We start from the raw sequence: 10,903 nt of genomic DNA, 5'->3' as shown, positions 1-10,903 counted from the left end.
ACGTCGTCATGTCCCCACGCCAGGAAAAGGGTCAGCGGGGCTAACCACAGTGCATTCAGCACCCAAACGAGGTCCCAGTCGGGCTTTTGATCCAGCCCATGGTAGGCGTCTTTGCCTTGCGCTTGCCGCGCAACTGACCCTTAGCCATGGTGGGTCTCCTAGGAATTGCTTACCGGGTGGCAATCAAGCATATGCTCAGCGCCCCACTGTCGAGAAGCGGGCGAGGCTCCAAGGCTGCCATTGAGATTGGTCCACGATCCTCGCCGGCATTGATGCTAGCGCGCTACAGCTTTGCCAGATTGGTCACGAGGTTGTGGCTGAACCAACCATCACCAGTGCCAAAGCCCTGCGGCACGGCGGAGGCCGCGTCGCGAATTAGTCCAAAGCCGTTGCTGCCTTATGGTCGAGCCTCAGCACCATCATAGAAGTGCCGGGCCAGGCTCGTCAGTAACCCAAATGGATGAGATAAGGGCGGCAGGAAAGGGAGGGCAGCGTCAGGCGCTGTCGCATGCCTTGAGAAGTGAACGGCACATCCAATGGCGGCAGACCGCGCCCAAAGCGCAGCGGCGCGCGCTCAGCTGCGGCTCGTCATCCCAGGTTGAAAGAAGCAGTTCCGGCGACAGACCAAGCGCGTTGGCAATCCTTTCTCTTACATACTCGCCAGGGTCGAAATTCTTCTCTTGACGGGGGTAGGCAGCTTGGCTGATGCCAATTCGAGATGCTGCAGGAATATGCGCCAAGCCTGAATCGGTGTGCAATCACTGGTTGCAAGAAGCCAAAGGACCTGCCGCGGAATGTGGTCTATACGAACCTGGGAATGGTTGTGTCGAAGCTGCTCGGCTTCGATCTATGTCCGCGGCTACGCGATTTGTCGGAGCGCAAGCTCTATCTGCCACGGGGTATGGAGGTGGCCAAAGATCTTGCACCCATCGTAGATCATGGTATCTCACTGAAGCCCATTTGCAACGGCTGGGACGGGCTGCTGCGGCTCGTTGCATCCAGGGGTAATCTATATGAACGCGTCCCGTTTGCGCTAGGTTTTCGCTTGTTCAGACACTGACAGGATGGGCTGCAGCTCTTCGCGCAGGTGTCTGGTCTCCACGCCCGCGACAACCAGCCCGCCGGCGGTGGTTGCGATGGCGTCGCAGGGCAGACGCAGCTCCTCGTAGTCATCGCCGAAGTAGTGGGCTTCGAGGAAGATCGTGGTGTTGGCAGTCATGCCGGAATCTTCGCGAGCCTTTCAGTTGACCCTGTTCCACGCGTCCCAGATGGCCCCGAACGCGATCGGCAGGACATCGCTGCCCGTGAAGTCGGCCAGGCTGTCGTCCTTTGGGTATCCCAGCATTGGCGAGCCCTTGACCATGCGCAGGATGGCCGGCGAGTGCTTGCCGCCTCTCGCATAAGCTCGTCCTGGATCTGATAGATCAGCTTCCAGGTCAGGATGCCGGCTGCACTGTGCTTAGCGACGATGGCGGGGCCCGGCGTCAACGATGGACGATTCTGCTGCTTCGATGGGGTTCATGGCTTGGCCTGAGAGTGCTGTATGAATATACAGTATAACTGACCTCTCGGGGGTGATCTTTTCGTGCATGTATGAACCAGACGCCTTTTGCAAGCTTCTTGTTCGTGATGTCGAAACGGTCTGCATGCATGTATCCGGCTTGCCTAGTGGGCCCTTGCCGATGCATGCCCGCAACCTCGAGGAGATCGGCAGCTCAGGCACGCCACCTTCGCTGTCGTCCATTGTCGTCAAAACGACAATTGCCTTTTTGACGACAGTGGACGACAATACCCACATGATTACCTTCGACGATATCGAGATCCGCCGGCCCGAACTGGCGAAATCTTACTTGCAACTACTCCAAGCTCAGCCTGGGCGGCCAATTGCATTATTTGCACCACGGCGGGTCGGCAAGACGTTTTTCCTGGACCAGGATCTCACTCCTGTATCCCGAAAAGCGCGGTTCGTCCCCGTTTATGCGGATCTCTGGTTGAATCAGGCTGCGCCATTGGCGGCAATCAACCATGCGTTGGAAGAGGCGCTTGATGATCTCACTGTGCCCACGACCCGCGCCGGAAAGATCGGGAAAACACCCGTCAAGAAAATTGGGATGCTCAGCGCCAGTGTTGAGCTGGGCGAAGAGCCTACCAGGCGCAAGCTGCCCGACGATCCTGCACTCCGGTTTGACACGCTGGTCGCACGGCTGGCGTCGCAATCTGGCCATACGGTTCTACTGATGTTGGATGAAGTGCAAGTGCTGGCCGAGATCGCCGACGGTCGATCAGCCATCGCTACAATCCGAGCGGTTCTGCAGAAGCGCAAGCGAGACGTCCTCGCGGTTTTCACGGGTTCCTCGCAAGAGGCCTTGGCAGCAATGACGGTCGCTTCCGGCGGACCGATGTATCAATTTGCCCAGTTGCTCGATTTTCCCGCACTGGGTATCGAGTACCCCAAGGCCCTGGCCAAACACTATGCATCAGTGCACACCGATAAGACCCTTGATGTCGACGATCTTGTAAAAGCATTCGAGTATCTCGGTCACAAGCCAGCATTGATGAAGGACCTGGTGAAATGGATGTCAGCCGAGGGCGTGACGGACGTGCAGCTTGCTCTGAATCGCTTCGTTCAAGACGGACGACTTATCGCGGGCTGGGAAGGTCTGCTGGCAAGCCTGCAGCCATTTGAACAGGTATTGCTGAGCGTCATCGCGAAGGGTCACGCACCGTTCGCTAAGGGCACGATTACATTGCTCAATAAAGACCCGCGTTTCACCGCTTCGGTGTCGAAGGTCCGTGCCGCTCTGGAGCGCCTGCGCAAGTCCGGTGTTCTGGCCAAGACGGCAGGGCGCGGCTACCTCATAGACGACACGTTGTTCGCCGAGTTTCTGAAACGTCATTAAGACCAGATTGGACTGGACTGGTATGAATACGACGGACTCCATGTCCTGCGAGGAAGTCGACTCATTCGACATAACACCCGTAGAGCGAAATTTTGCTGGTTGCTGGGGTGTTATGTTTGATTGGGAGAGAAGGGCAGGGTGTCTTCCTGCGCCGTCAGCATGCACGCCCAGTTCTTGTAAGAAGTGACCCGTTGCTGACGTAGTGCGCGCCGGGGAAGACCTCATCGTGGCGGTTCGGACCGTCCAGCGGGAAGGGCGTGTGCGGCCTGGCCCAGTAGTGGTCGCTCGGGAGGGGCGCGATCGCTTCTTGAGGCATATTCATCAGGCTTGGCGCTCTACGGCGAAACAGAGCCGGTGTCAATCCTTCAACGGCATAGCACCGCTTCGTGGCATCTTCGTGCAGCTTCGCCACCAATTTACCTCCTGCTACCCGTTGCGAAATTTCATGGCTCGTTACTTTCAATTGATGGCCCGGGTCTTTTGCGTTGGCGCCATCATTGTGATCGCCGCCATCGCCTCCCGGCAAGCATATCTGCGCAGCACCGCGGAGGCCGACCAAGCCGACGCCGATGAGGAACCCGCGACAATGATGATGATCCGCTGCGAGACAATGCATGCCCGTCTGCAGAGTCGGCACCCTTCGGCTGCGGATGCCGAAGAGCGGCCACGCGCTCGTTGTCGTGAGTCCTGAGCTGGCGAATGCTCCCCCAATACCGGGACGATGAGGGGGCTCCGATAGTTTCATGATCGCGAAACTATGAAAGTGGCGGGTCGAGATCGGCGTATTTGACATGCAAGCCAAGACCTTTGATGCCACTGGCCGTCCGCAGGATAATAAGCGATCGGGACTAATGACGCCTCGCGCCCCGGCACAACTTCCATTCGGTGCGAACGCGAACTGATGCGCTCCTAGAGTTGGCCTCAGAATGGCGGGACAACCCGGGGTAAGCCGCCATGCGAGCAAGTGCCGTGCGACGTCATCTGGAGCGCCTCGGCATTCCCTGCCACGGGGTAACCACCCATCCAGGGCTGGCTGGTGTGGTCGTCATTAATGAGGACCTGCACGTCTGCATATTTCCTGATGGATGGATGCGTCTTGGGGAGTGGGTCGCACCGGGTCGCTTTCGTTTCGCCCCAGCCACTCGCTCGGTAGACGTGCTGGCCTGGCAGATTCGCCAACGGCTCGGCGCCAGACCATGACTCCGTCTAGTTCTGCCGCTGCGGTTGCTGTGCTGAGCACAGGGAAGCGCCTCGGCGGCAGTTCGTTCGTCTCTTGCCGACCCTGTCGTTCCACTTAGGCCGCAGTAGCGGCCGCTATCGTGTGTAAAGCGGCCTCTGCCTGCCTGCGCGGACGGCTTTTGCGCTCATGCAATGGCCTCGCCCATCAGTCGTCCACGCATCATCCATAGGTTGCTCAGGGCGAACAGCGTATGCAACTGCTGCGTGTTCTTCATCGGCCGCGATGGCATCTTTAGATGCCACCGTGCGCGGCGATGAACATGGCGACGGCCGACCGGCAATAGGATTCGATTTCGTTGTCGTCCTCTGCTCTCGCCTCGTCGAAGCGGGCGATAAGCAGGAGATCGGATCCTTTGAAAAGCGCGGCAAACAAGCGGGCGGACTGGAGAGCATCGGGTACGTTCAGAATCGCTTTTGCGTGCAACTGACGCAACACGGCCTCGATTTGGGCGATGACATGGGCGGGCCCGGCTTCGTAATGGAGCTTGCTTAACGACTTTTGATTCGTCTTGTCGGCCAAAACCATGGCTTCGACACTGCGGACGTCCGGGCTCAACAGCGTGCGAAGCAGGGATGACCCCACCGCCATGAGCTGATCTTCGGCCGAACCGTCGACGCCTTCAAAAAGGGCCTGCGGTGCAAACTGCTCGCAGCGGGCCACCATGGCCGCGCTGAACAGCGCCTCCTTGTTCTCGAAGTGCCGATAGATGCTTAGCTTGGATATCTTCGCCCGCTGGGCGACCTTGTCCATGGTCGTCGCTTGAAAACCCAGTTCCACGAAGAGTTCGCAGGCGGTGTCGACTATCGTTTGGCGAAGCGCCTCGTTGGCGGGTCGGCCGCGCCGGCCCTGGCTGTTTTCGGTCACGACAATTCCAGTACTTGACAGTATTTAAATTCTTGCACTACGATACCACGGAGTATCGCAAATGTGCAAGCCAAGGGTAGGTTTCAACCGGTTGTCCAAATCAGCTTTCCCCGGGCCGCCCGGCGATAACGAATGCGGCATTGTCCGGCCGGTCAATACAGCCATGGGCAACTTTCTCGCCAATGCCGAAGCCCTGCTCGCTGACCGTCTCAAGCGCTTATCTCCGGACGTTATTGCGCACCAGGCCCAGCCACCCCTCTATCCACAACACGGAGCCCATCACCATGAATGACGTCATCATCATCGGCGGCAGCTTTGCCGGCCTCGCCGCCGCCCTGCAGCTCGGCCGTGCCCGCCGCAAGGTCACCGTTCTCGATACCGGCCGGCCGCGCAACCGCTTTGCCGGCCACTCGCATGGCCTGCTCGGCCACGATCACAGGCCGCCGCTGGACATCCTAGTCGAGGCGCGGCAGCAGCTTGCGCGCTATCCAACGATCAGGCTGGTCAATGCTCGGGCCGAGAGCGTGTCTGGCGCCATCGACGATTTCTGCGTCGTCACTGACGATCACGAAAGCCTAAGGGCGCGCCGCCTCATCCTGAGCTATGGCGTCGCCGACCAGATGCCTGATGTTCCGGGCTTTGCCGAAAGCTGGGGCACGTCCATCGTGCCCTGCCCCTATTGCGACGGCTTTGAAGTCGCCGGCCAGCATTGGGGCCTCGTCTGGTCCGGCCCACAGTCGCACCAGTCTGCCAGGCTGTTCCGCGATTGGACTGACAAGTTGACTGTCTTCGCCGATGGTCATGACATTGCGGCCGATATCCAGGCCGATCTGGCGCGCCGCAACATACCTGTCGTCGATGGCCGGATCGTCGAGATCGCCCATCACAAGGGCCATATCACCACCGTCAATCTCGATACCCGCCGCAATGTCGCGGTCGACGTCCTGTTCGCCCATCCGCGCAACAAGCCGTCCGCAAGCCTGCATGAATCACTGGGCCTCGCCACGGTCGATACGCCCACTGGCATCGTCCTCAAAGTCGACGAGCGCCGCCAAACCAGCATCCCCGGCATCTACGCCGCTGGCGACCTCGCCACGCCCTTCTTGCCCTCGGTCACCCAGGCATCATCGCAGGGCGCGATGGCGGGTATCTTCGCCCAGCAGTCGATGGTTGTTTGAGAGCACAGATTCCTTTCTCCCGTTGCGTCGTCGCCTTCGAAAAGGTTGGCGTAGATCGGCGCGGTGAAGGACGGATCGTCGAGTCAAGGAGATGACATGGCAGAGCAAAGTGCCGATCAGGTCGGTGACTGGAATGGTCAAAGCGGGGAGCGCTGGGTCGCCAACCAGGCCCGGCTCGACGCTATGGTGGCGGTGTTCGGCCAGGCCGCGATAGAAGTCGCCGCGCCCGCGACGGGTGAGCGCGTGCTGGACATCGGCTGCGGCGCGGGCGCGTCGAGTCTGGCTCTCGCAGCCCGCGTCGGCGCAGGGGGCCAAGTGCTGGGCGTGGACATATCCGAACCGCTGATCGGCCGAGCGCGCGGGCTTGCGCAACAGGATACGCCGGCCCTGTTTCAGGTGGCCGACGCCAGCAGCGCAGAGCTGCCCGAGGGCGCGTTCGACATCCTGTTCTCGCGTTTCGGGGTGATGTTCTTCGACGATCCGATAGCGGCGTTCGCCCACATGCGACGCGCGCTCCGGCCCGGCGGGCGGGTCGCTTTCGTCTGCTGGCGCGGCGCGGCCGAGAACGATTGGGTGCGCCTGCCGATGGGCGCGCTCAAGGGCATCGTCCCGCCGAGCGCGCTGCCCGATCCCGAAGCGCCCGGCCCGTTTTCGTTCGGCGACCGGGGGCGCGTGGCACGCATCCTGACGGCGGCCGGCTTCACCGATATTGCTATCGCCCCCTTCGACGCTTCCGTCCCGTTCGGCGAGGGTGGGACGCGGGACGCTGCGATCGACGACGCGGTGAAGATGACACTCGAGGTCGGCCCGTTGTCGCGTGCGCTCGCTGATCAGCCCGACGACATCCGCGCCCGCGCCTCGGCCGCAGTTCGTGCCGCCTTCGCGGGCCTCCCCGGCGAGCGGTCGGTGATGATCAACGGCGCGGCGTGGATCGTCATAGCACGCAATCCGGTAAGCTGACAGGGATTAAACAGGGAGACGCCCCCGCTCGGTGGAGTGGGGCGTCTTTGGCCGGCCAAATTGATGTCCCTCCGAGCTTGGAAGCCGCCATTAGTGAGCTAGAGGCCTTGATGGCGAGGTACAGGCCGCTTCTGGCCGGTCTCGACCCGCTGGCCATTTGGGGCCGGACTCTGCAGCGCCAGAAGCGACTTCCGACCCTTCTGGGTCGTTCCGCTACCGGTCATCTCCGGCTGCAATCGGATGAAATCCAGCTCTTTTCCTGAATAAGTGAAAGCAAGCGACGTTGGGCACCCAATAAACCGGCCAAGGTGATGCGGTGTTGATCTGTGTATTGGGCAAGGCCGGAGCATTTGTGGCCGAGGTCACCTTGGGGCAGGCAGGTCTTTTCTTCTTTATCCGATTTATTTCCTGAGATATGTCCGATACGGACACTTACGCTGCGCGCGGGGTGCGGCCATCTTACTGCCTCGGCGGCGGTGGGGCCGTGACAGGCAGTCGCTTCGTCTAAATGGTAGACGGGATCGGCTAGGTAAGCGGAGTTGTCAGTAAAGTGGCGAACAATTTGAGTCTATCGCTTACCCAAAAGGCTGCGATTGCTTCCGGTGACGTCGACCGATGTGTCAGAACCGGTAATTCCTCGTGTCTCGGGGAGGGCCTACCTTGAGCGCCGAACGGCCGGAACGCGGCGCTGATTGACCATTGAGGGCGAAAAGAGCAGTGGCTGTTGATGGCCGAATCCGGAAGTCCGTCGCGGGCTGGCGATCCGCAGGCCCTCCTGCCCTGCGGAAATTCCGCAGTCGACCCATTGCGGTCATGCTCATGAAAGTCGTGGCCCTTCTATGGTGGGCTTCTTCATACTTTCAGTAATTCAGCCTCCGAGCTTTGCAGTGCTTATCATTAAACAATGATTACTATTCGACACTCCCGTCCCGGTGAGGGCGCTCGCGCTGTTGAAATCTGGCGCCGCGCAGTTGACGCCACACATGATTTCCTGTCGCCCGAGGATCGCAAAGCCATCGATGATTTGGTCTGTGACTTCCTCCCGAAAGCTCCCCTCTGGTTGGCAGTGGATACCAATGATTACCCTCAGGCATTCATGCTCATCGACAACGGCCACATGGAGGCACTGTTCGTTGATCCAGCCTGCAGAGGGACTGGCATTGGTGCAGCCCTAGTCCGTCATGGCCTGACGCTTCACCCCGAAATGACAACCGATGTCAATGAGCAGAACGGCCAAGCCGTTGGTTTCTACGAAAAAATGGGCTTCAAACCGACGGGCCGCTCTCCGCTGGATGGACAGGGAAGACCTTATCCACTTATTCATTTGAAGTACAGCGACGTCTGAGGGGCTGCTTCTGGCCGGGAAGCGCCGGCTGGCAAGCGGCTGGCAGATGTCGCTTGCCAATCTCCAACTGGCCCGAGAAGGCGCTCAAGGTCATTCGCGCACCCGTCTGCGGACGACCGCTCATTCGGCCGGCTCGGCCGTCCAAGGCCTAGGAAGTGTTCTTCAGAAATTCCTGGCGACTTGGTATCTTTGTGGCTGCCAATACCCCGCCCCCAAGTGCTCAGCGGCTGCCCTCGAATTCCGCCACAATGGCGTCGATCATCGCCCGCACCCTGGCGGTGTGGCGCAGATCCTGATGTGTGACCAGCCATACCTCGTAGGGCTGTGCACGCTCGCGCTTGGGCCAGATCCGCACCAGTCCGTCGCGCTCGGCCAGGTGCACCGGCACTTCGCCGATGGCAATGCCGGCCCGGATCGTCGCGCGCAGCATCAGGCTAGAGTTGACCGCCGACACAAGCCGGCCTGCGTGGGTCGGCTCACCCACCAGCGTCGGAAGGCGGCTGCCGCTGGTGTGGGGCTGGTAGATGACGAGGTCGTGCCCGGCGAAGCCGGTGCCGACGGCCGGTTCGCCGTGCCGCTTCAGGTATGTCCTCGATGCGTACAGTCCCACTGTCCAGCGGGCCAGCCGTCGGGCCGCCAGGTCGGGGTTCTCGGGCTTGATCGTGCGCACCGCGATATCCGCCTCGCGCCGGGCCAGGTTCATCATCTGGGTGGACGTGTTGAGCAGCACCCGCACGTCCGGGTGCTCGGCGTGCAACCGCTCGATGGCCGGGATCAGGAACGCCAGCGCCAGCGTGTCGGTGGTGGTCACGCGCACCTCGCCTTCCAGACGGGTATCGATGCCCTGCGCCTGCCGGGCCAGCTCGTGGGCCGACTGCTCCATCTTCTCGGCGGACCTGAGCGCGTTCTCGCCCGCGCTGGTCAGCACGTATCCATCGGAGGTGCGCAGGAACAGCGTGGCGCCCAGCGCGTGCTCTAGTGCGGCGATACGCCGGCCCACGGTGGCCTGGTCCATGTTGACTACCTTGGCCGCGCGCCGCAGAGTGCGCTCGCGCTGCACGGCTAGGAATACACGGGTGTCGTCCCAGTTCATATCGGATCCTTGGGAGGAGGCAAATGAGGTGATGCAAAAATGCATTGCTGAACGCGAATATATCAGCATGACTGCATCACCGCGCCGACCTACATTAAGGTCTTGGCACAGAAACCGGGCCGCGTATCGCCGAACTCCCCATCAGTCTCCGGCCCATTTAAAGGACATTCCCATGAAAGCCATCGACTTCGAGGACTTCGGCGAGGCCGACGTCCTGCAACTGCGTGATCTGCCCGTGCCAGAAATGCGCCCGCAGGATCTGCTGGTGCGCACCCACGCCGCCGGCGTGAACCGCGCCGACATCATCCACCGCCGCGGCGGCTATGGGCGCGCAAGCTTTGGCGATTCCACAGTGATGGGCCTGGAGATCGCCGGCGAGGTGATCGCTGCCGGCGCAGAGGTGGCCGGCTTTGCGACTGGCGACCGCGTAATGGGCATCGTGGGCGGCGGCGCCTATGCCGAGGTGGCGCGCATCGACTACCGGCAGGCCATGCGCATCCCCAACGGGCTTGACTACGTGCACGCCGCCGCGATTCCAGAGGTGTTCGTCACGGCGCACGAGGCGCTGCTGCACCTGGGTCGTCTGCAGGCTGGCGACAAGGTGCTGATCCACGCGGGCGCGAGCGGCGTGGGCTCGGCAGCCGTGCAATTAGCGCGTGCGGCGGGCGCGCGGGTCTTCGCCACGGCCAATAGCGGCAAGCTGCCGCGCGTTCGCGGCTTCGGCGCGGACGTGCTGATCGACTACAAGGCCGAGGATTTCGGCGAGGTGGTAAAGCGCGAAACCGGTGGCAAGGGCGTGGACGTGATCGTTGATTTCATCGGCGGTTCCTACCTGGAACGAAACGTCGTGTCGCTGGCCAATGGCGGCCGGCTGGTGCAGGTCGGCCTGCTTGGCGGCGCAGAAGGTGCCAATCTGCCACTGGAGCGGCTGCTTTACGGCCATCTGCAGATCATCGGCACGGTGATGAAATCGCGTACGCCGGAGGTCAAGCGGCAGATGGTCGCGCGCTTCGCGCAGCGCTGGCTGCCGGGCTTTACCGAGAGCGGACTGGTGCCGGTGGTGGACAGCGTGTACCCGCTGGCTCAGGCCGCCGAAGCGCACCGGCGCATGGAGTCGAACCAAAGCGTGGGTAAGATAATCCTGTCGACCGGCGCATAGTTGGATCACTACGTTGCCGGCAGGCAGAATACGACAGTGGATTTAGCCCGCTCGCTCAGGCCGCCTGGCCAACTGGCGCTTGCGGACCGGAGACCGCGCCAAAACGGGGGCAAACCACCGGACCACTGCCGAGAGGCCAATGAGGCACCTACAATGCGCGCATG

At 61.4% G+C, this 10,903-nt stretch carries 9 protein-coding genes and 2 pseudogenes; 6 read left to right on the top strand and 5 right to left on the bottom strand.

What is annotated here, in order from left to right:
• Positions 1-494: 494 nt before the first annotated feature.
• On the bottom strand, positions 495-758 hold the full coding sequence (locus tag AC1Q7H_RS39240) for a hypothetical protein (RefSeq protein WP_194946972.1): 264 nt from the start codon (positions 756-758) through the stop codon (positions 495-497).
• Positions 759-802: 44 nt separating this feature from the next.
• On the opposite strand from AC1Q7H_RS39240, the pseudogene AC1Q7H_RS39235 reads away from it, so the two are divergent.
• Positions 803-1,000 (top strand): annotated as a pseudogene (locus AC1Q7H_RS39235) (Tn3 family transposase); the annotation flags it as partial.
• Positions 1,001-1,033: 33 nt separating this feature from the next.
• Here AC1Q7H_RS39235 and AC1Q7H_RS39230 read toward each other — a convergent pair.
• Complete coding sequence (locus AC1Q7H_RS39230) at positions 1,034-1,219, bottom strand: hypothetical protein (protein ID WP_153956969.1); 186 nt, start codon at positions 1,217-1,219, stop codon at positions 1,034-1,036.
• A gap of 370 nt (positions 1,220-1,589) precedes the next feature.
• On the opposite strand from AC1Q7H_RS39230, the gene AC1Q7H_RS39225 reads away from it, so the two are divergent.
• Complete coding sequence (locus AC1Q7H_RS39225) at positions 1,590-2,900, top strand: ATP-binding protein (protein ID WP_492382485.1); 1,311 nt, start codon at positions 1,590-1,592, stop codon at positions 2,898-2,900.
• Positions 2,901-4,264: 1,364 nt separating this feature from the next.
• Here the strand turns inward: AC1Q7H_RS39225 and AC1Q7H_RS39220 are convergent.
• Positions 4,265-4,384, bottom strand: a pseudogene (locus AC1Q7H_RS39220) (IS5/IS1182 family transposase); the annotation flags it as partial.
• Positions 4,372-5,004, bottom strand: coding sequence for a TetR/AcrR family transcriptional regulator (locus AC1Q7H_RS39215; RefSeq protein ID WP_013958643.1), 633 nt, complete (start codon positions 5,002-5,004; stop codon positions 4,372-4,374). The gene AC1Q7H_RS39215 and the pseudogene AC1Q7H_RS39220, both read right to left, overlap by 13 nt.
• 284 nt (positions 5,005-5,288) lie before the next feature.
• Here AC1Q7H_RS39215 and AC1Q7H_RS39210 point away from each other — a divergent pair, with 284 nt between their 5' ends.
• From AC1Q7H_RS39210 to AC1Q7H_RS39200, 3 genes are all read left to right on the top strand, one after another.
• Entirely contained in the window at positions 5,289-6,182 is an 894-nt protein-coding gene (locus AC1Q7H_RS39210; RefSeq protein WP_492382484.1) for an NAD(P)/FAD-dependent oxidoreductase, read from the top strand.
• A gap of 96 nt (positions 6,183-6,278) precedes the next feature.
• Positions 6,279-7,142: a class I SAM-dependent methyltransferase gene (locus AC1Q7H_RS39205; RefSeq protein ID WP_153956965.1), complete on the top strand. Its 864-nt coding sequence runs from the start codon at positions 6,279-6,281 to the stop codon at positions 7,140-7,142.
• Positions 7,143-8,046: 904 nt separating this feature from the next.
• Complete coding sequence (locus AC1Q7H_RS39200; protein WP_492382483.1) at positions 8,047-8,487, top strand: acetyltransferase; 441 nt, start codon at positions 8,047-8,049, stop codon at positions 8,485-8,487.
• A 220-nt stretch (positions 8,488-8,707) separates the two neighbouring features.
• On the opposite strand, the gene AC1Q7H_RS39195 is transcribed toward AC1Q7H_RS39200, so the two are convergent.
• Positions 8,708-9,580 carry a LysR family transcriptional regulator gene (locus tag AC1Q7H_RS39195; RefSeq protein ID WP_153957080.1) on the bottom strand — a complete coding sequence of 291 codons (873 nt, stop codon included), beginning with the start codon at positions 9,578-9,580 and terminating at the stop codon, positions 8,708-8,710.
• A gap of 172 nt (positions 9,581-9,752) precedes the next feature.
• Here AC1Q7H_RS39195 and AC1Q7H_RS39190 point away from each other — a divergent pair, with 172 nt between their 5' ends.
• Entirely contained in the window at positions 9,753-10,739 is a 987-nt protein-coding gene (locus AC1Q7H_RS39190) for an NAD(P)H-quinone oxidoreductase (RefSeq protein ID WP_153957081.1), read from the top strand.
• Positions 10,740-10,903 lie beyond the last annotated feature (164 nt).

The sequence above is a fragment of the Cupriavidus sp. GW823-FHT06D04 genome (assembly GCF_058795055.1).
Note: the sequence above shows the minus strand (reverse complement) of the source record. Positions and strands in the feature narration are given on the sequence as shown.